Origin of the sequence: Paenibacillus stellifer, assembly GCF_000758685.1 — a bacterium.
Lineage (GTDB): Bacteria > Bacillota > Bacilli > Paenibacillales > Paenibacillaceae > Paenibacillus_AQ > Paenibacillus_AQ stellifer.
On sequence record NZ_CP009286.1, the window covers coordinates 3,921,419 to 3,945,645 of the forward strand.

20 protein-coding genes are annotated in these 24,227 nt (G+C 52.2%); 6 read left to right on the forward strand and 14 right to left on the reverse strand.

The window, feature by feature from the left end:
• Window positions 1-106 precede the first annotated feature (106 nt).
• Window positions 107-547: a NucA/NucB deoxyribonuclease domain-containing protein gene (locus PSTEL_RS18200; RefSeq protein WP_038697497.1), complete on the forward strand. Its 441-nt coding sequence runs from the start codon at window positions 107-109 to the stop codon at window positions 545-547.
• 283 nt (window positions 548-830) lie between these two features.
• On the opposite strand, the gene PSTEL_RS28180 is transcribed toward PSTEL_RS18200, so the two are convergent.
• Together PSTEL_RS28180 and PSTEL_RS28185 are read right to left on the reverse strand one after the other, a co-directional pair.
• Window positions 831-965 (reverse strand): hypothetical protein, encoded by a 135-nt coding sequence (locus PSTEL_RS28180; protein WP_425415236.1) that lies wholly within the window; start codon window positions 963-965, stop codon window positions 831-833.
• Window positions 966-1,124: 159 nt separating this feature from the next.
• Window positions 1,125-1,244 carry a YjcZ family sporulation protein gene (locus PSTEL_RS28185; RefSeq protein WP_218917554.1) on the reverse strand — a complete coding sequence of 40 codons (120 nt, stop codon included), beginning with the start codon at window positions 1,242-1,244 and terminating at the stop codon, window positions 1,125-1,127.
• A gap of 120 nt (window positions 1,245-1,364) precedes the next feature.
• Between PSTEL_RS28185 and PSTEL_RS18205 the strand changes: the two genes are divergently transcribed.
• Window positions 1,365-1,895, forward strand: coding sequence for a thermonuclease family protein (locus PSTEL_RS18205; RefSeq protein WP_245624982.1), 531 nt, complete (start codon window positions 1,365-1,367; stop codon window positions 1,893-1,895).
• A 135-nt stretch (window positions 1,896-2,030) separates the two neighbouring features.
• On the opposite strand, the gene PSTEL_RS18210 is transcribed toward PSTEL_RS18205, so the two are convergent.
• Window positions 2,031-2,636, reverse strand: coding sequence for an acetylglutamate kinase (locus PSTEL_RS18210; RefSeq protein ID WP_084065160.1), 606 nt, complete (start codon window positions 2,634-2,636; stop codon window positions 2,031-2,033).
• Between the two features lie 357 nt (window positions 2,637-2,993).
• On the opposite strand from PSTEL_RS18210, the gene PSTEL_RS18215 reads away from it, so the two are divergent.
• Window positions 2,994-3,200: a hypothetical protein gene (locus tag PSTEL_RS18215; protein WP_038697499.1), complete on the forward strand. Its 207-nt coding sequence runs from the start codon at window positions 2,994-2,996 to the stop codon at window positions 3,198-3,200.
• A 138-nt stretch (window positions 3,201-3,338) separates the two neighbouring features.
• Here the strand turns inward: PSTEL_RS18215 and PSTEL_RS18220 are convergent, their stop codons facing one another.
• A complete protein-coding gene (locus PSTEL_RS18220) occupies window positions 3,339-3,959 on the reverse strand; it encodes a polysaccharide deacetylase family protein (RefSeq protein WP_038697501.1) in 621 nt (206 codons plus the stop codon).
• Between the two features lie 159 nt (window positions 3,960-4,118).
• Window positions 4,119-6,038 carry a PAS domain S-box protein gene (locus PSTEL_RS18225; protein WP_038697503.1) on the reverse strand — a complete coding sequence of 640 codons (1,920 nt, stop codon included), beginning with the start codon at window positions 6,036-6,038 and terminating at the stop codon, window positions 4,119-4,121.
• A gap of 561 nt (window positions 6,039-6,599) precedes the next feature.
• Here PSTEL_RS18225 and mprF point away from each other — a divergent pair.
• Window positions 6,600-9,257: a bifunctional lysylphosphatidylglycerol flippase/synthetase MprF gene (mprF, locus tag PSTEL_RS18230; protein ID WP_052098656.1), complete on the forward strand. Its 2,658-nt coding sequence runs from the start codon at window positions 6,600-6,602 to the stop codon at window positions 9,255-9,257.
• Between the two features lie 284 nt (window positions 9,258-9,541).
• Here the strand turns inward: mprF and PSTEL_RS18235 are convergent, their stop codons facing one another.
• From PSTEL_RS18235 to PSTEL_RS18265, 6 genes are all read right to left on the reverse strand, one after another.
• Window positions 9,542-10,084, reverse strand: coding sequence for a hypothetical protein (locus PSTEL_RS18235; protein WP_038697505.1), 543 nt, complete (start codon window positions 10,082-10,084; stop codon window positions 9,542-9,544).
• Window positions 10,081-10,386 carry a PepSY domain-containing protein gene (locus PSTEL_RS18240; protein ID WP_156995908.1) on the reverse strand — a complete coding sequence of 102 codons (306 nt, stop codon included), beginning with the start codon at window positions 10,384-10,386 and terminating at the stop codon, window positions 10,081-10,083. Before PSTEL_RS18240 ends, PSTEL_RS18235 begins: the two co-directional genes overlap by 4 nt.
• 224 nt (window positions 10,387-10,610) lie before the next feature.
• Window positions 10,611-10,994 (reverse strand): YmaF family protein, encoded by a 384-nt coding sequence (locus tag PSTEL_RS18250; RefSeq protein ID WP_038697511.1) that lies wholly within the window; start codon window positions 10,992-10,994, stop codon window positions 10,611-10,613.
• A 182-nt stretch (window positions 10,995-11,176) separates the two neighbouring features.
• Complete coding sequence (locus PSTEL_RS18255) at window positions 11,177-11,995, reverse strand: DUF2935 domain-containing protein (RefSeq protein ID WP_038697513.1); 819 nt, start codon at window positions 11,993-11,995, stop codon at window positions 11,177-11,179.
• 101 nt (window positions 11,996-12,096) lie between these two features.
• Window positions 12,097-12,810 (reverse strand): DUF6544 family protein, encoded by a 714-nt coding sequence (locus PSTEL_RS18260; protein WP_169744604.1) that lies wholly within the window; start codon window positions 12,808-12,810, stop codon window positions 12,097-12,099.
• 20 nt (window positions 12,811-12,830) lie between these two features.
• Window positions 12,831-13,532, reverse strand: coding sequence for a TetR/AcrR family transcriptional regulator (locus PSTEL_RS18265; protein ID WP_084065161.1), 702 nt, complete (start codon window positions 13,530-13,532; stop codon window positions 12,831-12,833).
• Between the two features lie 123 nt (window positions 13,533-13,655).
• On the opposite strand from PSTEL_RS18265, the gene PSTEL_RS28550 reads away from it, so the two are divergent.
• Together PSTEL_RS28550 and PSTEL_RS28555 are read left to right on the forward strand one after the other, a co-directional pair.
• Complete coding sequence (locus PSTEL_RS28550) at window positions 13,656-14,021, forward strand: hypothetical protein (RefSeq protein ID WP_052098661.1); 366 nt, start codon at window positions 13,656-13,658, stop codon at window positions 14,019-14,021.
• 22 nt (window positions 14,022-14,043) lie between these two features.
• Window positions 14,044-14,430, forward strand: coding sequence for an alkaline phosphatase family protein (locus tag PSTEL_RS28555; RefSeq protein ID WP_052098663.1), 387 nt, complete (start codon window positions 14,044-14,046; stop codon window positions 14,428-14,430).
• Window positions 14,431-14,445: 15 nt separating this feature from the next.
• On the opposite strand, the gene PSTEL_RS27710 is transcribed toward PSTEL_RS28555, so the two are convergent.
• From PSTEL_RS27710 to PSTEL_RS18280, 3 genes are all read right to left on the reverse strand, one after another.
• Window positions 14,446-14,598 carry a hypothetical protein gene (locus tag PSTEL_RS27710; protein WP_156995909.1) on the reverse strand — a complete coding sequence of 51 codons (153 nt, stop codon included), beginning with the start codon at window positions 14,596-14,598 and terminating at the stop codon, window positions 14,446-14,448.
• Between the two features lie 52 nt (window positions 14,599-14,650).
• On the reverse strand, window positions 14,651-15,421 hold the full coding sequence (locus tag PSTEL_RS18275) for a glycoside hydrolase family 43 protein (RefSeq protein WP_084065163.1): 771 nt from the start codon (window positions 15,419-15,421) through the stop codon (window positions 14,651-14,653).
• 333 nt (window positions 15,422-15,754) lie between these two features.
• Window positions 15,755-23,821: a right-handed parallel beta-helix repeat-containing protein gene (locus PSTEL_RS18280; RefSeq protein WP_038697515.1), complete on the reverse strand. Its 8,067-nt coding sequence runs from the start codon at window positions 23,819-23,821 to the stop codon at window positions 15,755-15,757.
• Window positions 23,822-24,227 lie beyond the last annotated feature (406 nt).

Sequence of the window (24,227 nt, forward strand, 5' to 3'; positions counted from 1 at the left end):
AGAAGATTGCCCGTTTGCGCAACAAAAAAAATCGGGAATTTTCTACCCTGCGCCTGCCCCGAGCGATTATAATGTAAAAGATACCGCCGCAAGAAGGAGATGGAAAGTGCGCAAACGAAAATTGAACCGAAATCTGATTCTCCTTATTTTGCTGCTGATCGTGCTGGCCTACCTCGCCGAACGGAACGGCTGGGTCGTTCAGGAGCAGGAGCCGCCGGGTACGGCGGTTGTGAAGCTGGTGTTCCCTTCGGACGAGTATCCGGAGACAGCAGAACATATCCAGAAGGCAATTGAAAGCGGAGAGCCGAGCGTCTGTACAATTGACCGGGATGGCGCCGAGGAGAACCGCAAGGAGTCGCTCAAAGGCGTTCCCACCAAGAAGCGTTATGACCGCGACGAATGGCCTATGGCCATGTGCAAGGAAGGCGGCGCAGGCGCGGACATCGAATACATAAAGCCGGCCGACAACCGCGGCGCGGGCAGCTGGATCGGCAATCAGCTCGATGAGTACCCGGATGGAACCCGGGTTGAATTCATCATCCCCTGATCTGTCCTCTAATAATGCAGCAGCCCCCTCCAATTTTTTTGGAAGGGGCTGTGTGTATCAGGTTAGAAAGCCTTACAGGCAGAAAGCTTTGGTGATGATTACCAGCAAAATGAACAGCACCAGAATAGCAGTTGTCGAAGTCCAAGGCCCGTAACCGCCTGCACCTACGCCACAAGCTTCACCCATCGTCATTTCCTCCTTTATAATGGATATATCACAGAATATGCGTCATAGACTCCAGTGATTGGGTGTTGTGAAGAAAACATTCGGTAAAAATGGACAATTAGATCCAGAAGGACTTCGTAATAATGACCAGAAGAATGAACAGAACCAGAATTGCCCCGGTCGAGGTTCCTGGACAGTAAGCCGGTCCCATGTGTGCTCCGCCTACTTCTTCGCCGCCGCAGTATCCACCCATAATCGACACCCTCCTTAATGTTTGATACACCACAGCATATGACTACCTGTGCCCTGCTGTACTGGGCATAACGGTAAACAAATGCGGGACAGAAGCCGGGACAGACAAAAAAACTGCCGGCGTTATGCCGGCAGGGCTCCACCGTACAAACGGCGAAACCTAGATAAAGAAGGTACGGGAGACAATCACCAGAAGAATGAACAGAACCAGAATTGTCGTGGTCGAGGTCCAGCCTCCGTAGCCTGCACCAGCGACATTGTTCGAGTTGTTGTCACACATGAACAATTCCTCCTTCTAAATGTGATTCATCACAGCATATGCCGTGCGCTGCGCCGCAAACTGGGTAATCAGGAAATGAAAATGGCAAGGAAACCAATTACTATGGGAGTGTCCGTCCGAATGTTGAAACTGAAGCGAATCCGGCTTCTTGCGGTTCTGATCGCCATCGCTCTGCTGGGACTGGAAGTTTGGTCCGGAAGAGAAGAGCCTCAAGATTACGAGGACGAGGTCTTGGCTACTCATACTTTTAGCTTCATCCTCAACCAGAAAGCGAAGGTCGTCTCGGTTACAGACGGCGATACGTTTACTATCAGGCTGGACGACGGCTCAAAGGAGAAGGTGCGTCTCATTCTGATTGATACGCCTGAAATGTCGCCTGAAGAGCCATACGGACCGGAGGCTTCGGCCTTCACGAGAAAGCTTCTGCAGGACAAGAAGGTTACACTGGAGTTCGATAAATCCGAACGGGACCGTTACGGGCGCCTGCTCGCCTATGCTTACATCGGGGAAGAGATGGTCAATGAGCTGCTGCTTGAAAAGGGCCTTGCCCGCGTTGCTGTTTTTCCGCCTGATGTGAGATATGAGGAACGGTTCCGTGACGTTGAACGCAAGGCGCAGGCGGCCGGTCTTGGGATTTGGAGCGTGGAATAATGCAAAAAAGGACCCTGCCGGAATCCGGCAAGGTCAAGTGTCATCTAGGGGGTATGTGTTTACTATAATCCCCCGAGCTTAAAGCAGCATGAGAACAAGTTGAAGGTTCCCTGAATATCGGCTTAGCCAGAGGATTCAGCTCTGGAACAATGACGGGAACTGCCGTACAATGCCTTCCGTCATCACGTCAGCCATTTCATACGCCTGCGGCTCAATGCGGTCGTTGGTCGCGACATTCTCGGTGTAATTCCCCGCGATCCGGGCGGCCACTTCCTCGGTGAGCAGTTTCAAATGCTCATACAGCATCTTCTGCCACTCCTGCCGGGACCAGAACGGATTGATGCCGGCCAGAAATGCGGCGATGGCATCCGCATTGGCATACCACCGCTTCTGGGCGTCAGCCGCCGCCTGGGTATTGCCGGATTTCAGCAGCTGTACAAGTTCGGCGGCAATGGTGAGATGTTCCCGAAGCAATTTGGCGAACTCGGCCGCTTTAGCTGCGCCGTAGAGGGGCGCCAGCACAGCCGCAAAATCCTCCGGGTTGCGAAGAAGGCGGTTAAGTGTCGCCTGCGTATCCGGCAGACCGCCGACAATGCTGTTGACCGCGAGCCGGGTCCAATAAATATGCTGCGCCCACAAGGCCCGGAGCGTCCGGTTCAGCTCAACCTTTGACGGCGTCCATGGGCAGCCGCGAGCCGCCACATAACCATATGAAGAATATACCGGGAAATAACCGTACATGGGATTAACTCCTTTTTTTCATACAGTATATAGGCGGATTCCTTATTTGGTTCTGGTAAGCCCGCTTTCCGCCGGAATGTTCACTGGATGTTCAAGCGAGCGCCAGGCCAAAAAAAGGACCCCGGCTGAGATCAGCCGGGGCCAAGTGTCATCTAGGGGGGTCATGTGAATAATATACCCGTGCAAGCTTAAAACCACATGAAAGCCGGCTAAACGCCGGCTTAATCTTTTGGAACCGCGGCTATGCGCCCTGCCCTGCATGTATCCTGACGCATTCGAATTCTGCATTGCCATATTGCCATCCCAGCTGTCCCATTATACAATTAGGAAAATTCTTCTATTTGGAGGACAATTCACATGAAATGGCTGTATGCTCTGCCTCCCCTTGTGTCTGCGGTCCTTATTTGCGGAATGTTCGGCTTCGCTGTGTGGACGGTCGCCGTCGGCGTCATAGGCGGACTTCTCCTCTCCTTCGCGCTGGCTGCATATTTGCAGTCTCTCCAGCGAGGCCCGGGAGCCGGATATGAGGACCGGGTTCCGCAGTCCAACTTCAGAACATGGTGAACGATGAAGTGAAGTGAAGAAAGGATAGGCTCCGCCGCAGAAGCGGGCCTATCCTTTCTTGTCTAATCGGGTTCAGTTCGTCAATACCGTCTCAGATCCGGCCTTCATACAAGGGATACTCCCCAGTACATCTGTCGCTCACTCCGCAAGCTCCAACAGCTCGCTGACCGTTACGAATCGGTAGCCGTCCTCCGCAAGCTCCCGAAGAAGGGTGCGGACAGCTTCGATCGTCTGGGACCGGTCATTGAATCCGTCATGGAACAGAAGGATGCTTCCAGGTCCGACATGCTCCCGGGTCTGCTCCAGGATGTGGTCCACGCCGGGCATCTCCCAATCCCGGGTTCCCCGGTTGACCGCGCCGATGCTCCGGTAGCCAAACTCCGCAGCCAAGGCGAGCACCTCCTCATTGTCCTCCAGGTAGGGTGGACGGAACGAGCGCACGGGCTTGGCGGTCAAGGCGCGGATGCGCCGGTCCGTCTCGGCCAGCTCGGCCCGGACAGCTTCCGGGGACAGCTCTGACAAATGAGGATGGGTCTGGGAATGATTGGCCAACTCATGGCCTTTGGCGAATACCTTCAAGGCGGTTTCCGGACTCTCGTCAATCTGCTCGCCGATCATGAAGAAGGTGGCTTTCCCGCCGACCTCCGCGAAAATATCGAGCAGCTCAAGGGTATGGACCGGATTCGGTCCATCGTCGAACGTGAAGGCAACAGCGCGCTCCTTCACCGGAACGAAATCGAGAATTGAATAAGCTCTCATGCGCTTCATACTCCTTATCCATCAATTTGGAAGCCTATGTATTTATGTGCAATAGTAAAATCCTTCTATATTATATCAGCGTTTCCTCATGCTTTGAATCCGCTTTTTTTGCATGGTGAGAGGGGCGGGTTCAGATAACCGCCCCCCTACTGGCCCCTATTATGAACTCGCCAATTCCTTGAACAAGTATTTGCCGAGCAGTCTGGCGACGGCCTCCCGCCGCACGGGCTTGCTGATATAGTCATCCATCCCGGCGGATAGGCATTTCTCGCGGTCACCCTTGAGTGCATTGGCGGTTACCGCGACAATTACGGGACTATTGCCTTCGCCCAAAGTCTCTTTGATCATTCTCGAAGCGTCAAGCCCGTTCAGGCCTGGCATGTTAAGATCCATAAAGATCAAATCAAACTTCTCGTTCAGAACCGCCTGAACAGCTTCTCTTCCGTTGTCGACCACACTGACGGTGTGTCCGAGCTTCTCCAGCATTTTGGTCAGCACAAGCTGGTTCACGAAGTTGTCCTCCGCCAAGAGAATCCGGATGCTCCTGGGAGGCAGCATCAGGGATTCCGATTGCCCGTCTCCATTCTCCATGGCTGCCGGCTTATAGCCGATGGTGAACGTGAAGGCGGAACCCGTCTTCAAGCCGCCGCTCTCAGCATAAATATCGCCTCCCATAAGCTGGACCACCTTCTTGCTGATGGCGAGCCCGAGCCCCGTCCCTTCATGGTTCCGGTTCATGAAATTATCGACCTGCGAGAACGGCTCGAAGATGTCGCTCAGCTTGTCCGGGGGAATCCCGATCCCGGTATCCTTGACGGTAAAGGCAAGCTGCGGGCTCTCCCCTTCGCCGGTCACATGCTTCACGGTGACGGAGACGGAGCCGCTTGGCGTGAACTTCACAGCGTTGCCGACCAGATTGAGCAGCACCTGCTTCAGCCTTTCCGGATCAGCGCAAATAACGTCAGGCACATCGAATCCGACTTCACAGGACAGCGCAAGACCTTTCTCCTCCGCACGCGCCGAGACGACATCAAGCGCATCCTTGATGCAGTCTCTCAGCCCGAAGGCGCGATCCTGAAGCTCGCTTTTTCCCGCCTCGATCTTGGACAGATCCAGAATGTCATTGATGATATTCAGCAGCGTATCCCCGCTCTTCCGAATGACCTCGACATAGTACTTCTGCTCATCGTCCAGGAGGGTCGTCTCCTGCAGCAGATCCGTCATCCCGATTACTCCGTTCATGGGCGTCCGGATTTCATGGCTCATCATGGCGAGGAACTCGCTCTTGGAACGATTCGTGCTCTCCGCCAGCTCCTTCGCAATCATCAGCTTCTTCTGCTCCGAAATATCCTTGCAGATCAGATAGAAGCCGATATTCTGATTGTTCACAAAAATCGGCGCGATGCTCGTCAGCACCTCGATTCTGTCGCCGCTCTTCGTGTAAATGGCATCAATATTCTGCTCCACCGTATTGTCGTACAGCGCTTCGGCGAGTATCCGGTCGACGTTGGCCTGGCCGATCAGCCGGCTCAGATTCATCCCCATCAGCTCCTTCCGGATGCTGTAGCCGGTCAGCTTCTCGGCCATGTTGTTGCCGTTAATGATATTGCCCTCAAGATCGAGGGAAATTACGGCGTCATGATTATACTTCTTCAGCGAGGTATAGCGTTCGACCGATTCGATCAGCTTCTGCTCGGATTCCTTCTGCTTGGAAATATCGATAATCTGCGCCAAATAATAGAGCGGGCCACCCGCATCGTCCCGGAACAGCCGCATCGTCAGCATCACCCACAGCAGCCGCCCGCTTTTCTGCACATACTGCTTCTCGAATTGAAGCTCCGTGTCCTCTTCACCGAGCATCCGGTGGATGTCGTCGATGCTGCGGATCTCGTCCTCGGGGTGGGACAGCCCGGCAAAGTTAAAGGTGCGGAATTCCTCCTCCGTATACCCGAACATCCGGGTCATGGCAGGATTAACCGCCAGAATGTCCCCATTCATGCTGACCAGCGCAATGCCGAAGGTTGCGTATTGATATACTTTTTCGTTGAATAACGTTTGGTTCAGATTCACTCGATGCATGGGATTGCCCCCTCAAAATTCACAGTGTGTCCGTGCACGCAAAATGACAGCTCTTTTTTGTCGAGTTACCCTATTTCCCCAGCGTTGAAACAACGGCAATTACAGAACTGTTCCGGACTAAAGTCCCGGTGGCATCGCACAGTGCGGACAACAACGATGAAATCCTTCACCCCTTATGCCAAAAAAAGAAAGCCGCCGTTAACCGGCAGCTCACAACGAAGGCGTATAACTAGGGGCAGCAGTACTCATTTATCTCAGGGATTTCCGTGATTGTGGTAAGGGTCTATCGATTGACACCGCCGGAAAGCGAGCTGTCATGGTAGAATAGATACCATTTGCCTTCGAACTTGACGATGGAATGATGGGGCGTCCAGCCGACACCGGATTCAGGATGGCTTGAAACATTTGGACATCAATGGTAAACCTGTATTAACCGAAAGACTGGCCACGAGCCCTAAAGGTTCACTTGAAAAATATGAAATTCAGCGGCCGGACTTTATTTTATCGGACTTTCGAAGAGGGTATACTTGGATTAGGATTTCCACATAGGAGTGAACCGAAATGCCAGCAATCCAGAAGACTGCGTACAGGCTGAAGGCAGCCAGACTCTTCTCTTCTCTATACCGGTTAAAAATCATTCAGATTCTCATACCAATCGCCATTATCGGGCTTATTATCTGGGAAGGCCAGTCCGAGTTCCGCCGGATCAACTGGCCGGCGGCGCTGCATACGATCCGGCATCTGGAGCCGTCCCGGTTCCTGCTGCTTCTCGCCGTCTCGTTCGCTGCCGTTGGCACGGTCAGCGGCTATGAATTTGTGCTTCGGCGGCATTTCAAGCTGCCTCTGGGATACTGGGAGACCTTCCGCTATTCCTGGATCGCCAACACCTCCAATAGCGTGATCGGCTTCGCCGGGATCGCGGGCGCGGCTATGCGGACCTTCCTGTACCGCAGCCGGGGCATCTCGGTTGCGACAATTACGGCGTCGATCGCCTTCCAGTCCACTATCACGATTACAGGCATTTCCCTGCTGGCCTGGGGAGATCTCACCGGATTGTTCACCGCCGGTTCCGTTATTCAGGCTCACCCCTGGACGTACTATGCACTGTGGGGCATGGCCCTGTACCTGCCCGGATATTTGATCTTCCAGCGGAGTCCCTTCTATGCCAAATGGCTGAACCGTGATCTGCCTCGGATGAACGCCTCGACCATCGCGGCTTCCGTTGGCGCCTCTCTGCTGGAATGGCTGTGTGCAGGCATCGCCTTCTGGTTCGTCGCTTCGGCGCTGCTTCCGGGCCTGCAGGTCCGGACAGGCCTCGGCCTGTACACGATCGCGGCCACCGCCGGCCTGATCAGTCTGGCTCCCGGCGGTATTGGCGGATTCGACCTGGTGGCCTTGTACGGACTTCAGGCGCTTGGCTACCCGCCGGAGCACTGTGTTGCCGTCCTTGTGCTGTTCCGGATTTTGTATTATCTGCTTCCGTGGCTTGTCGGCCTCGCGATGGGCATTCTGGAATTCGCGAGCGGCCGCCGGAAAGAGTCCGGCGCGATTCCGGAGCCGCTGACAGGAGTCTTTAACGGCTGGCAAAGGCTGTGGACGTTTCCGGGGCAGCATCTATGGATCTCCGAGCTTGGAGCCTGGGCACTCGGGAAGCTGGTCTTCATCAGCGGAGCCGTGCTGCTGTTATCGGCTGCAACCCCGGGCCTGCTGTACCGGCTCCGCTTCACCGAAGAGCTGCTGTCCGAGCCCATCATGCGAATATCGCATCAGCTCAGCCTGATCATCGGGCTGTCGCTGATCGTTCTGTCCCGGGGGATTTCCCACCGGATCAGACGGGCTTACCAATGGACGCTGGCTCTGTTGTGCGCAGGCGCCCTCTTCACCTTCGCCAAAGCATTCGACTACGAAGAAGCCATTCTGCTGCTGATCGTGGCCCTGCTGCTCTATCTATCCCGCTCACGCTTCTACCGAGTGGCGGCTCCGGTCGGACGCCGGGTGACGGCGGCGTGGGCGCTGATCACGCTTGTCATGGTCTATCTCTACAACGTGATCGCAGCAGGAACCCAGCCCAGATTCCTGCATTATCTGCCGCAGGCGCAGCTGAAGCACCTCATTCTGGACCGGAATGAGCATACAATCGCCGCAGTGACGGCGCTGGCCGTCACCTGGCTGTCCTTCACGCTTGCCATGATCCTCCGGCCCAGCCCGCTGAAGACCCCGGGCGCGTCACTGGCCGAGCGGGACAAGCTCCGCGAATTTCTGGGGCGGAATCCGGGCAATCTGCTGACCCATCTGCTCTATTCCGGCGATAAAAGCTTCTTCTGGGCTTGCGGAGGCCGGGTACTGATTCCGTACGCGCTTATTCGCAGCAGGCTGGTTGTGCTAGGCGATCCAATCGGAGATTCCCGGCTGATCAGCAAGGCTGTCCAGGAAATTCAGTCATTCGCCGACAACTATGATCTGGATGTCGTCTTCTATCAGGTCTCTCCCGCCAATCTGCCGGTGTATCACGAGAACGGATACCGGTTCTTCAAGCTCGGGGAAGAAGCACTGGTGCATCTGCCTTCGTTCACGCTGTCGGGCAAAGCCAATACGAATCTGCGCACAGTAAAGAATCGTTTCGAGCGGGAGGGCTATTCGGTTCAGGTCATGAAGCCCCCATATGACGGGCCTTTTCTGGACAGGCTCCGCGTGATCTCGGACGAATGGCTGAACGGCCGCAGGGAAAAAGGCTTCTCGCTCGGCTGGTTCGACCCGGCCTATCTGCAGCAGGGAGAGATCGCCGTGCTTCTCGGGGCAGAGAGCCAAATTCTGGCCTTCGCTTCACTCGCGCCGGCGTATGACGGACGGCAGACCGTATCGGTCGATCTGATGCGGCATCTGCATGATACGCCGAACGGAACGATGGATTTCCTGTTCATCAAGCTGCTGGAATGGTCCAAGGAAGAGGGATATGCCGTCTTTAATCTGGGGATGGCGCCGCTGTCGAGCGTCGGGGAGACGCAGGCTGCCATCCGGGAGGAGAAGCTGGCGAAGCGGGTGTATGAATACGGAGGATACTGGTACGGATTTAAAGGACTTCGCCGTTATAAGGAAAAATTCTCGCCGGAATGGGAGCCGCGCTATCTCGCGTACCCCGCGCGGCTCTCCCTGCCGGTGCTGCTTGTCGATCTGATCATTCTGATCGCCCGGCGGCCGAAGATTGAGAAGAAAGCTTGACCGGCCCCTCTTTGTCGACTGCTTAGCAGCCCTTGTCATTCCTGCATAATTGCCGGAAGACCACGGGCCAGGCAGTCCTCTGTACAGCGAACCCTCTGTACAGCGAACCCTCTGTACAGCGTACCCTCTGTACAGCGTACCCTCTGTACAGCGAACCCTCTGTACAGCGAACCCTCTGTACAGCGAACGCCCCTTGGAGCTCCAAGGGGCGTTCGTGTTTACTTATTTTGCTCGTGAGTTGCGGACTGCGAGTTGCAGGATTGCGAAGCTGAGCGGCTGCGGAATTATGGATTCAGGACGATCCCCATATCCGCCGCTGCCTTGCTCAGCGCCGCCCGGTTCGCCTGAACCAGCTTCAGCGTCTTCGCTTTATCCTTTGTGTGAATCGCCGCTTCCAGGGCGTCGAAATCCGGATGCATGCCTTCCGAATACGCCGATCCCAGCTTATCCTTCACGATCGCAAGAATAGCATGAAATCCTTCATGCAATCCTTCAAAGGCCTCAGCAGCAGCTGCAAAATCGCCCTGATTGACTTCCTTCTCGATCGCGAACAGCCCGTCCAGCTCCTCACAGATGGCTTGTGCCGCCGGGCTCTCCGCCGCGGCTGTCGATCCAGCAGTCTGCACAGGCTGGGAAGTCGCTGTACTTCCTGCTCCCGGCGTCGGCTGCGCCGTCATCGTATGTCTGGCGTGCTCTGCGTGACTCGCCTGGGCGGTATGCCCGGCATGTTCCTGCTCTGCAGTTCCGGCATTGCCATTGCCACAGGCCGCCAGGGCCGAGACCAATAGTCCCGCAGATATGAAGAGTAATGCTTGTTTGCCTTTCACAATCGGTTTCTCCTTTTCGCTCGTCTGGCAGCCGCAGCCCCCCTGAACCACATCCAGGTTCCGGTAACGCTCAGTACGATCATGCAAATCGCGGCGATGTCCGTGAGCCATCTGAAGGCTCCACCACCGACCGCTCCGGAATGCAGGGCAAAAATGAGCTTTTGCAGCTCCATTTCCCGCCCGGTATTATACCCGATCCACTCCCGGTGATTGAGCAACAGACCCGTTACTGCCATGAACACAATAAGCAGGGCTCCGGCCAATCCCGCCATTTTATGAATGAGTCTCAATATTTTCAGCATGGTGAAATCAACCCGGCTTTTCGGTTTGTCAGAAGCAACATTATGCAACCAATATGTATAATCCCCTTTTCTCCAAAAAATATATTTCAAATTTAATATAACATATTAAGTCTTCCAACATAAAAAGGATTGCTCCGTTAGTCCTCTGCATCTGCATAACTCCCGGGGCAATCCTTCCTATGCATGTAACTGCGAACGGCTTCCTGAACAGCAAATGCAAGGGATCAAGACTCCTTGCCGGTTACCCCTTTATAGTCGTGCGAATGCGGTCTTTTACCGGCAATTGTCGTGACCCCTTCGAAATGATGAATATGCCCGCCGGGTACCGGAATAGCCGGACCGGTTATCCCTTGAATCACGTGCGTATGTCCCTGATCTATCGAGGTTATAGAGAAATACCGGTGAACATGCGGGACGCCGCTGGGGGCAGGCTCGGTAACACCGGCGTACTTGTGATCATGTCCGTCATCATAGGAGGTAACGCCGGAAAAAGGATGGGTATGAACAACCGGCCGACCGTCCCATGTAGTGATATAGACGCGATGCGAATGATCGCCGCCCTTTTCCTCGTTTTGAAGAATATATCCTTTCACAGGAATTGGTTTCAACTCAGCAGCTCCTTTTGGATTGGTCTCGCGTTTATTGAGTCTTGGGATTACATTATGCCGGCTCTCCAAGTCCAGTCATAGGTATGCGCTGATTCTTCACATCTCATCGTATACGATCTCAGAACAGCAGAAAGAAGCCTGCAAACGTTGATTTGCAGGCTTCAAAATTGGGGCAGTATCGCTTAATGATGGATTTGCACATTCTTTGCCGTTGTGCCGGTGAGCGTCCTCTCGAACATATCAATAATGAACAGGAATCTCTCCGCCTCGCGAAATACATGGTCGGCCAGCAGCGGATGGATAATGCTCTTGATCCGGCATGCTTCAATCAAATCGCGGGCGGTCTTCTTGAAGTCCCGCAGCGATTTAACCGAGACCCTGTTCTGATCCAGAAACTGATCCAGCAGAGGAACGGTTTGAGATTGCGGACGCATGGATTCGATATCCTGGGCTTGAAACAGCAGAGTGTCAAATTCATCGCTGAACTGTTTGGCCTGGTCAACGAGCTTACGCTCGGAAGGATCCAGAAGATGACCGATAAATTTCGCATGATCCGCCATAATTCTCAGGAAGAATACATTCTCATTAATGATCGCATCCGGCAGAGGGTCCAATTGTCCGGCGTTCAGCTGTTCAAGACGGTTTCGGAAATAATTGGCTTCTCTGCTCACATGATCGACCAGCAGCGGGAAGTTCGTCTGACCGGGAAGCCGGCATTGCAGGATCAGCCCGAGCACTTTTCTTTTAAACGCCCAAATATGGCACGCGGCCGTATGAACCTCGATGTTGAAGCGCTGGATAGTCTGCGGGTCCGTCCCGGCATCATAAGCGTTCGCCTTGCTCTCGATCGCTTCAAACACGCTGTAGAAATGATTGGCTTCATTAATCAGCTGCGTATCCTCACACCTGAAACCAAGCCTGAGAAACAGCGAATGCTCTTTCATTATGCGTGACCAGAATCTTACTTCATCTAGCGAGCGGACAACGAACTCATTGGACAAAATTCTCCCCCCCACCCTCAATGTCTATATACATATATTGTGAGGGGGAGATTTTATGAGCGGAGTCATCGATTTTTCAATACAAGTTCGGATTATTATATTCAATATCGGTAATCTCGCACTGGAATACTGATCAGATCCCCTTGATCATTGAAAGCGAACACTCCCGACGCGCTGATCCCTTTGTAGCTGATGGCAGCAAGTGCAGAGCGATCATTGATCGGCTCCCACCGGATATAGGGACTAATTGCCGCCGCCGGAAACCAGGGCATCTCTGCCAAATATCTGACCATTGTGCTGTAGTCCAATTCAGGGCCTTTCGCATCCACCACAGGCAGCAGCGACAACAGCTTGATGCTCATCCGGCCATGTCCTGCCTGATAGCTGTCAAGTCCGGAGAGGTGAAGGAGCGGAGCCATTTGAACGTCAGCTTTCCAGACAAACCCCGGCTCATCCGCCCGGAAATACTGCTCGGCCCGGACCTTCATCCATGGGCCGCCTTCTTTCGTCCGCATTTGTCCTGTCTGCTTCAGCCGGACGGAAGTGATTTTTTCTGTTCCGATAATATGAGCACCCTCCAGCCATTTCCTGACGGGAAGGGGCAGGCCATCCAGATCCTCCGCCATAACGATTCCGGGACTTGCGATTCCGGGACTTGCGATTCCGGGGCTTGCGGCAGGACTTCCGTGTAATAGCTCTCCAGCCAGCTTATTCGCATTTCGATCAAATACGGTCTTGGAAATGGCTGCGGCAAGAACGACCGTGACGATCAGAATGTCCAATACAGCTAAAGCGATCCATAACCATTCAGGCATATTCGTTTCCTTCCACACTGTCATTCATCGCTCTGGCGCTCCGTTCCGGTCCCCAATGTCTTCGCCCCTGCAATTGCCCAATCCAAATAATGATCGATAAGACGGCTCTTTTGCTCTTCTCCGATGTTCTTCTCCTGGATCAGCTTGATGACTAGCCCGAGCGAAGAGGCTGCGATAACCTGTGCAGTCAGCTCCTGATTCTCGTTAGCTGCGTCCTCCTGGCCGGCGGTTCCCATGAATTCATTCAAACACTGGAATAGGAGGGTCAGGGCAGACTTCTGAACGGAAGCACCTTCATACAGGAATGTAGTATGCTGCAAAATATCCGGGGATGAACTGAGCTGAACCGCCATATACTCATCCGGCATGTCGAGAGCGGCTTCGATATAGCTGCGCATCAGCTTTCTCAGCCTGATCTCCGGCACATCGTGTCCGTTCTGTGCAGAAGAAGATAAAGAAGCCATTAACCGGCCGTAGCCCCGGGTCATCAGATGATTGATGATATCGTCCTTATTTTCAAAATAGTGATAAATAATCGCCGGTGAATACTCAATCTTGTCCGCGATTTTACGGATGGAAAGCTTCTCCAGCCCCTCTTGTGCAAATATCTCGCTTGCTGCCTGCAGAATTAGCTCCCGCTGCTTCTCCTTTTCCCGTTCCTTTCTTTCCTTCACCCCAAGCCGCTCACGCCTTCCTTGAACATCGTTATATATATTTAACATCGTTCAATCAAAAAAATACGCTTCCCGATTCGAATTGTCAATTAAACATCTCTTAACCATTGTGCTTTATAGTGGGAAAGGACTGATTATTCGTATTTCATTAATTTATAGTGGGAGGATACAATGCGCATACTGCCGGCCCTTACGGCCCTGTTGATTCTTGCCGCCTGTATGGCAGCTGATTCGAAGCCCACAGACGCTGCACGGACCACGAAGCCCGCGGCCAAACAATCCTTGCTGCCGACAGTCGACCATGTGGTTATCGTCGTGGAGGAGAATCATTCCTACCTTGAGATTATCGGGAGCAAGTCTGCTCCGTATATCAATCAGTTGGCAAAACAGGGGGCGAACCTGACCAGCCATTACGCAGTCACCCATCCGAGCCAGCCTAACTATCTCGCTCTTTATTCAGGATCAACTCAAGGAGCTGCCTTACACGGGCTATACCGGACCTTACAAACTGAGCACGCAATACGCCCGGAAGCATAATCCCTGGGTTGATTTCTCCAATGTGCCCAGCAGCGTCAATCTGCCGATGAGTTCGTTCCCGAAGCAATACGACCGGCTGCCAACCGTTTCATTCGTCATTCCGAATCTGGATCACGATATCCATGACGGAACGATCAAGGAAGCGGATGATTGGCTGAAATCGCATCTTTCCGGATACATTCAGTGGGCCAAGACCCACAACAGCATGTTAGTCGTCACTTGGGACGAGGATGACATGAGCTCGAATAATAAAATTCCCACTCTTATCATCGGCCCTATGGTCGCGCAGAAGACGATCACGCAGAAGAGCAGCCACTACTCGCTGCTACGCACTCTTGAAGACCTCTACGGGTTGGACAAGCTGGGGCATTCCGAACAGGCAGTTCCGCTGGACATCTGGAAGCAGTAATGTTCTTAATGAACTTTACAGGCTTGCCAACTGGCCGCATCGCGCTCTGTTCTTCACTGATGCTAAGGAGCGGACTTGACCAAATGCAATGACAAAGCGGCCAGCCTCCGATTTCGGAAAGCTGCCGCTTTTTGGGTTGCCTTCAACCTTGCCCACCTTGGTCTTCATCAGCTTCCAGTTCTGCCCGCTGCCTGTCGGTTGAACCTCAAATTATTACGGACTACATATCATAGTTCATAGAACAAATCAGGCACCATTGCTCGCGATCACCCAGCTTGAAAATCTGCGGCCCTTCCACACCGGTCAATCCCTCCAGTACGGGAGCGCTCAAAGGGGTGAAGGCTTCCTTGTGCAGCGATGAGCCTTTTTCAACCCGGATATTCTTGGTCGTCTCATCTTTGGAGAACCGGTAGTAAGCGCCGCCCTGCTCAATAATCGTGGTATCAATGATATCGTTGTCCCGTTCGATATATTTTTCAGTCGTACCAAACTTGCGGAAATCCTTCGTCCGCACGCTGTAGATTTTATGCTTCCGTTCATTCTCCTGCGGCTCCTGTGTAGCGGAGGCCCAGAACACCAGGAAATCATCCGCTGCTTCGTCATAAATCGCTTCCGGAGCCCAGACGCACCCGGCCCCTTCTACGCCGACCGTTACAGACCAGGGTGAAGACCAATTCACCAGGTCGGGCGATTCCCAGATGATGATGTCACGGCTGCCCTCATTCACTGCGGCTTCCCAGCCTTTTCCGGCTGCAATGTGAAGATCGGTGGCGATCAAATAGAACTTGTCTTCCCCCAGCGAGCGAACGATAAAAGGATCTCTCACGCCCTTCTCCCCCAGCTCCGAACGCAGAACCGGCAAGCCCGCTTTCAAGTCCTTCCAATGCAGGCCGTCCTCGCTGTAAGAGAAATAGACCTGTTCCCCATCAGGCTGCTCCCCGATAAAATGAACCAGAAGATATCCTGAGTATTGGCTGTTGTGCAGTGTCACGATATAGCCCTCCTAGCGGCGATAGTTATTGAAAATGGAAATGATGAAATCGGAATGACCTTTAATTAATGTTAATATTAATTAAGTTATAAATTACAAAGTCATTATTTCGTTCGGGAAGTCAATGCCATAAATATTCAACAAGTCATGCAAAATGACAAGGTATATGAGAGGAAGGTCGAATTCAATTAATGATTATGTTAATTAAAAATGATTAGAGAGTCATTAACTGCTCTGCTGCCCTGTCAGACAAGCCAATAAAAAACAACAGTCAAGGCTCTCTCAGCCTTGACTGTTGTCTACTCGTACGAGATTTAGATAATCAATTCACTTTCACATGTTGTAAACCGTATAGATCAGAACTGCTATTTCAGCTCTTGTTGCATAGCCCAGCGGGTTGATGCGTCCGCCGCTTCCCTTGATGATGCCTTGATCGACAAGATTGGCAGCGCTGGCTGCGGCATATGGTGCAATATTTGAAGCGTCGCTGTAAGCTGCGAGCACACCCGCATCTCTCGTTACGGACAGCTTGCCTGCGGCGTGAAGCGCGTTGCCTACCATCACCATCATATCCTGCCTCGTAATATAAGCCTTCGGATCAAACCGGTTGTCGCCGACACCTTCTGTTATGCCTAATTTCTTGGCGATACCCGCTGCTTCATAGTAATAATCGGATGGTCTAATGTCATCGAAGCTGCTATCCGCAGCCGCACTCAGTCCGAGTCCGTTGACAAGCAGCTTGATAAAGTCGCCTCTCGTAATGTTGGCTCCCGGTGAATACGCCGTATCCGAAGTGCCGCTTATAATTCCCTTCGATGCAAGAACAGCGATCTGATGCTCGGCCCATCCGTACTTGGCGGTGTCATCGAATGTCTTGTGCACAAATGCCGCTGCATACAGGCTAAAATGTGTCGTCGTAAAGGTGATTGTACCGGAGGCAGGGTCATACTTTCCACTCGGAACAGCTGATACCCCTCCCTTGTCATCCACATACCAAACTACCAAATGCTCCGCTTCTTTCAGCTCTTGCGCTGTAGGGGTATAGTTCATTGCAACGGTCACCGGAGCTCCTGGATTATTCCAGGCGATCTTCTTCCCGTCGGCCAACAGTGTAAGCTCAATCAATGGCCGGTCTCCGATCTGCGTCTGCAGTTCCTTGCTCAGCTTCGACTTATCGGCAAGGCCTACGCTAAGTTCGATATGAGCAGCATTTCCTGCAGCGCTCTGGGTCAGCATATTTGCGGGCACAGTCAGGGACCCGACAGGTGTTTCGATGATGATCTTTTTGTTAGCTTGAGCTGCTGTCAGTGCATCGGCAGGCAATTTCAGCACATAATTCCCATCACCGTCTGCTTTTTCGAGCTTGATGGTTAACGTTCTGACACCACTGTTGTCTGCACTCGCCTGATTGAACAGCCCGGCAAGCTGACTGGACGTCAGCTCAAGAGTTGCTGCGCTGCTGTCATTCAGTCCTCCTGCGCCAGCACCGGCGGAGCTGCCGTTGTTTCCATTGTTTCCGTTGTTTCCGTTGTTACCATTATCACCGTTGTTGCCGTTATTCCCGTTGTCGCCTCCATTATTACCGCCGTTGTCTCCGCCGTTATTGCCGCCGTTGTTGCCATTGTCGCCGCCGTTGTTGCCATTGTCGCCGCCATTATTGCCATTTCCTTCACCATTATCCGTTCCGATATACTCATACGCACCCAGATCAGGTTCATTCACTCTGCTGCGTCCAAGAATATCGACAGTTGGCGCGTCTTCGCTTACTCCTTTGTCTATCGCGTCGCTGCCGGAGGTCAGATCCAGAATATTGTCGAAGATAAGCTGCGCTCTTTCATACTCATCATCTGTACCGGCAAGAGTGCCTTTAAATTTCACGCTGCCTGTGAACATATTCGAGTACTTGTTGTTCGTTGCCGCCGCATTTTCGGCTGCCATAAATTCCTGAATCGGCATTACCGAAGCGCCGAATTGCGCGTTCGCAGGGAACGTCGTGTATTCATACAAGTTATTTCGGAACGTGTTATCCTCAACCATATTGGTTGTAGACTGATCCGGATTCGTTCTTACGGTATTGTACTGATAGCCGACAATCACCGGCTTGACCATCCCGTCGACCGAGTTGTATTCCTCTGAGCGGTCGTTGTAGAAAATATTGTTCTGGAACAGGTTATCTCGCACATTCCAGTCCAGATACAAATCGTTGGCCCAGCTGTTATAGAACGTATTGTTGGTAACGGTGAATCCCTGGATTCCGACGAGGATCAGGCCGTATTTGGATTCAGAGAATACACTGTTCTTGATGACAACATCCGTCGATTGAATGCTGTAATTATCACCGGCGTAGAACTGGATGCCGCCGCCTGGCGAATTCGATACTTTGATCCCGTCAAATACAAGATTGGAGCTGTGGCCGACATAAGCGCCATGGTCTGCCTGGCTCTTTCTCGTCTGGCCGATGTCCCAAATGTCGATGTCTTTGAACTGGGAATTCGTCGTCCCATTAATCAACAAGCCCTGTACCCCGGATGTAATCTCTTCGGGTGTATCAATATCCCATATTTTCAAATTCTTCAATACGAGGTTATCGCTGTCCAGCGTCCAGATGCCCGCCCCTCTGAAGCCTGTGATGGAGAGCCCTTCGATAGTAATGTAGGAGCTGTTCGTAATCTTCGTCATCAGCTCGTCTTTGGCTTCTTCATCACGGTCGGCATAATTGATTTTGCTCGTAAAGACAGGGCCGGGCAGCGATGAATTGACCAAATCCAGCGGATCATTCGGGTCTGTGCTGGCTTTGATGACAATAGGCGCATCCGCGACACCATGCTTGTCATTAATATCGTACCGGCCGGAGTATATCCCTTTATGAACAATGATCGTATCGCCGGAATCCGCTGCATTAATAGCCTGGGCAAAAGTCCGGAACGGATGCTCCGCCGAACCGTCTCCACTAAGCGATCCCGCATTGTCGCCTGCCAGGTGGATGGTCTTCATGCTGTAAGGCGAATAATACGCGCCAATATCCTGAGCCAGTTCACTGAATGGTGTGCCTTCATAATCTGCGGCAGGAGCGAGAATATCTTGGGAAGAACCGTCTGCTGAAATATCGCTGACCGATTTCACACCATTTCTCGCTGCAGCGCTCCCCTTCACGAGATTGAAATCACCGTCCGCCGCATTCTTGAACTTGGGATCGCCGAGGCGTCCCTTTTGTTCACTGCCGCCTGCTGCCGTTTCCGCTAAGGTCTGATCGGTATCATTGATATGGGTGATCTTCTCTTCCGCATCCGCATCATACAGGTTGTAATCCGAGATGAATCCCGAGCTCTTGGCGATTCGGGTGTATGCCCCCTGCCCTCTGGCGCTTCGCGAGAAGATATTGTTGATGATATCCAGATTGGTCTCATTGCCGGCCGCCTGGGTTACATCAAGACTGTATCCGCTGTTGTTATAGAAGGTGTTATTTATAATGAAGAAACTGGATTGCCCTGTTCCCACAATGCCTGCTGCCGAATTGGTAATCAGGCTGCTGTGCAGGGTTAGGGTGATTTGATTACTCGCTTCAATTGCAGTGCTGCTTGCCTGATCAACCTTGGATTGGGTAACCGATACCGGACTCACCTTGCTGGCGCCGTCCAGAACAATCCCTTTTTCCACGTTATTAATAGTAACCTTGGCAATAGAGAGATCCGGGCTGTCATAAGCGCTGATCCCGTTCTTGGCATTTGCGATCGTCAAATGATTCAGCTGAGCCTTCGGCGAAGATGTTAGCGCGACTGCCGTGTTCCCCGCACCGGCATTTACCGTGAAGCCGTCGATGGTGACGCCGGTTGCGGCGTCCAGCGTAATTTTACCGTTCAAAATAACGGCGCCGTCTGCCCGGATTACATAATCATCTGCTTCCTGTCCCGCCCGGTTCGCAAGACTTATGCTTTCATTATAAGTGCCTGCTCTGACAATCACGGCTTCACCATTCCGCAGAGCATTCAACGCCGCGCCTATCGTCTTGAACGGCGACGCCGCTGTTCCTGAGTTGGCATCATCACCGGCCGCAGCATCGACATAATAGCTATTCTCGACAGCCGCCGCCGCATAGGCGCCGATGTCCGGCGGATTTTTTCGTGTGATGCCGTTAATATCCTTGGCCGGAGAATTGGCATCTTTAATACCAGCGCCTACTGCCGGACTCTGCTTATAGATTCGGTAGTCCTGAGCCTTGGCGTTGATGAATTCGGCAGATGCCTTCACAGCATGACTCTCCGTTACGGCATTTAAATCCGCCGGGGAAATCACATCCGCATTGTACAGATTATAATCAAACTCGTTATTTGCGGTGCTGTCCATTTTGGTGGAGAAAATATTATTTTTAAAAGTATTGCCGATGGAATCGGCGCTGATTTCAACATCCTTTCCATTTGCATAGAACGTATTATTGTAGACCTTGTTACTTGTAGATGCTGCCGTCAAGGAGACCGCATTCTGTCTCTCCGTAATGACGTTGTTGACAATGGAGCTGTTCACACTGTTGTTGACAGCAATGGCATCCGCAGCTTTAGGAGCAAACACCGTATTGGCAACCACCGCTCCATCCGTCTGATCCAGGGAAAGCGTGCCTTTTATCCGGCTGCCGTCAATGGTTACTTGCTGTCCCGATACCGCAATGTTCCCGGCAAAGGTCAGATTTTTCACCGTAATCGCCTTATCCGCTGAGCCTGCAATATTCACCGTACCGTTCAAAATAACGTCACCATTATACGGCGATACGGTTACGTCACCGTCGCCAGCCGATGACGGCATCTCAATGTTCTCATCAGTGTCATAGCTGCCCGCCATTACCTGGATGTTCTTCGCCCCTGCATTCACCGCAGCGGTAATTGAAGGATAAGGATGCGCGGGCGATCCGTCCACGGTTCCGGTATTGTTCCCGACAAAAGCAAAGGTCTGGTCAAATGCATAGGCGCCAGCTTCATTCTGCGTTCTTGGATTCCCGTTAATATCGGTCGCCGGGGCCGAAACACCCGGAATAATAGTAGAATCTGCCGCACCGATTGCGGGGTTCGTGGCAAATATAATTCTGGCATCATTGGCCGCATCCGCAAAAGCCACTTCGCCGAACTTCCCGTTGGTTTCCAGCGGTCGGCCCTGATTGGCCCATGCCGTTCCGCTCTGCAGCTGAGCCAGTGTCAGAACAGGGCCCTCACCGCCCAAATTGTAAGTCACTCTCTGGGTGCCATTGATGGAGTACACATTGTTCTCGAACACCACATTCTGTGAGGCATCAATGATGGATTTCCCGCCTTCCAGCTGGGTGCGGATCGGCTTCGTGAAGATATTGTTCTTGAATACCAAATCGGTTGAAATGTTGATGGGTGCCCCTACAGGATCATATGTGCCCTGCACCGGATACACATCATATTTGCCGCTTCCGCCTACAGCATCGTACGTATCTGCAAACGTATTATTGTAGAACAGCAGATTTGTGCTTCTGCCCCACAGATTAATGCTGCGTGACGCTCCATAGATCACATTGTTGAAGATCTTGCCGTAGCTGCCCGCTTGCTCCCTGACCTCCTGGAAATACAATCCCCAGCCGCCATTCGAGAAGATGACATTGTTGGAGAACTCGAAATTGCCGAATCCGATATTCACCAGGTCTCTTGTCGCAATTGCGGTATCGACGTTCTGGAACAGGTTGCCTTTAACCGTAATATTCGAACTGGCCTGTCTGCCTGCCGTATGATTATCAATGCGTATAGCCGTGCCGCGTGATCCGTTCTGCGACGCATTCGGCGCAAAGGTCAGCCCTTCAATCCGGATGTTCCGGCTATGGCCTAGATAGATGATGTAGTCCGGGTTATCCGACGTTAAGACTGCCTTTTCATTCTGATAGCTTTTGAAGGTGATCGGCTTGTCCTCCGTACCCGAGTAGGTCTGCAGCACAATAACGCCGTTATACGTGCCTTCCCTGAAGTAGACCGTATCCCCTGCCTTTAGTTTGGATATCAGGCTGCTCGACACCGTTCTCTTGGGGCTGTCAATCGTTCCTAAGTTAGCATCGCTGCCAGTTGGAGAAATGTAATATTCATTCATAATAAAAGCTTCGGTGGTGAAGCTCCAGGAGACGTCGGCCGGAAGATAATTGCCGTTCGAGCTCATCAGATTCTTGCTGATCGTAACGGTATAAGTGGCATCATAATTCAAACGGTTCTCCGGTGTAAAAGTAATCGTAGTTCCCGCTTCGTGATCCGCCGCACTGAAGCTGCCCGGTACTTGTACCGTGCTGCCGTCAACGACTGTTGTAACCGAAATATTATTCGTGAAATTACCATTATTCGCATTAGCAGGTTCCGATAGCGTGAACTCTATCGCCGAATTCACAGGCACATCTTTGCCCTGCGGAGTCTGATTGACAATATAGAAAGCGGTGGAATCTCCTAAATATTCATAGGCTCCGATATCCGCTATACCGAGGCGGCCTCTGCCGTCCCGATCAAATGCCGGGGCATTCACATCCGTGCCCGCATTGATCGCCGCGCTGCCCAATTGCAGATGATAATCTGAAGCACTCACGAACAAAGGATCGGCATATATACTGTGGGTCTCATTCCCTGGCTTGCCTGCCAGCGAACTGGTGCTGTCGTATAAGTTATAATCAACCGTATTATTCGATTCGGCATCCAGGAAATACACGGCTGAACCGACTGTTGAAATAGCCGCAGGTCCCTGTGCCCGGAAAATATTGTTGGCAATGGTATTGCCCGTATTGGTTTCCGCAAGCGCAATATTGGCTCCATCGCTGCCATGGGATACAAATACATTGTTCATGATAAGGGTATCAGTAAAGCTGCCGCCCTCGTTCCGAATACCAGTCTGGTTGTCAAAGATGTTGTTGTAAATTTGATTATCCGTGGAGTCCTTCAACCAGATCCCGCTTCCGTCAGGCTGACTAAAAGTATTGCTATAGAATTTCGATCCCCGGGTATTTCCGGCAATTTCAATTCCATAGGTCGCGCCAGTAACCGTCGAACCGGAAATTTCGCTATGGATTGCACCGTCAGCGACAATTGCGGATATCCCGCTGCTTGCGAGCGACAGTCCTTCAATGCTCACATTCGCAGCATGGATCAATGATATCGCCGGGCTTGAGCCGCCATCGATGCTGGCTGTGCCTTCGCCCAACTTGCGAATCGTAATGGATTTCGTATCCAGCGCACCAGTTCCCGTAATGGTTAGAGTCCCGGCATAGCTGCCCGGTTTAACCAGCAGCGTAACTCCCGGTTCAAGCGTCAAATTCGCATCATTCAGGTTGTTAAACGCAGTCGATTCGCTTAAACCGTCTCCACCGCCTGATGCATTGGCGTCCAGGTAATACACCTTGCCGTACGTATACGCTCCAATGTCCGCAGGGCCGTATCTCTCATTCCCGTCACGGTCAGCCTGCGGCATCCCGGTGTAAGTGCCCGAATCAATGCTGGGGCTGCCTTCTTTCAGATGATAATCGGAGTCTGATACGAAGGTGTCTGCTGCTGTTCCCACAACATCCGTGGAGGAGGTTCTCAGGCTGTCACTCGTAACACTGTTATACCCGACTGTATTTCCGCTGCCCTGGGCCATCGACGGATTCCCGAGAAAAATATTGTTGGTGATGATGCTGTTCTCATAGGTTCCACCGTAGAAATGCTCGCCTGCGCCGGCAAACACATTATTGCTGATTACATTGTTTGTAGAAGTGCTGGATTCAAAATGAAAGGTCCACCATTCAGTGAAGATATTGTTGGTGATGGTCGTATTGTTAATTCCATAGCCATAAAAGGCATTGTCCGAGCCTTCAACATAGTTGCCGTCAATCACCAGATTTTCATTGTTCGTATTCAGGTAAAATACAGCATAAGCGGGGCCGCTGGCGGCAAAATAACTGTTCTGGACTTTAACATTCTTCACTCCGCTTATTCCGGCGGTATAGCTGTCACCCGACTCCGGTGAACCGCCAAATGCAAAGCTGATATTGCTGATGTTGACATATTGGCTGTTCGTAATGCTGAGGGTAAAGTTCTTCCAGAACGGAGCGTTGACATAAGCGCTGCCTGTTATATTCGTACCGGCCTCTCCGCGGATCGTAATCGGAGCGTTCGCGGTTCCGGCCAAGCCATCCACCAGCAGCGCTTCCGTATACTCGCCCGCCTTAATGACTAACGTATCGCCGGGCAGCAATTGGGACACGCCTTTTGCCAACGTCTTGAATGGTGCAGCAGCGCTGCCGGCGTTCGTATCCGCCCCCTCATTGGAGACGTAATACGTCTCCCCGCCTCCTGCTGCAAGCACATTCCCCTGCGGCGTGAATGTAAATATGGACATGACAGCCATTAGAATCGCAATAAATCCGCTGAACGTTTTCCTCATTCCAGAACCTCCCCATGATCATTTACGGTTCACTCGGCAGCCTCACAGCTCTCCACATATTCCGAAGAGACAGCCTCCACCAATTGGCAAGATTACATTTGACTTGAAGCGAACTATTACAAATTCAGTAGTGCAGACTTTTTTGATCCCCTCCGATCATTTCCGATTTTCAGTATACTGAAAATAAATTCCACTTATTAAATCTGAGGATACTATATCACCCAAAGCTAATGAACGTCAACGAATTTTTGTCAGAAAAGCTGTCATAAGACCTCGGAAAATGCTTAATTTTGTCGTAAAAAAGAGAAACTTATCCTAAACCCATCCCATTTCCGAATAAAAAGCAGCTTTCTATGTCACATCACTTAACATCTAACTCTCCCCGAAAGAAGTCTTCCTCCTAATC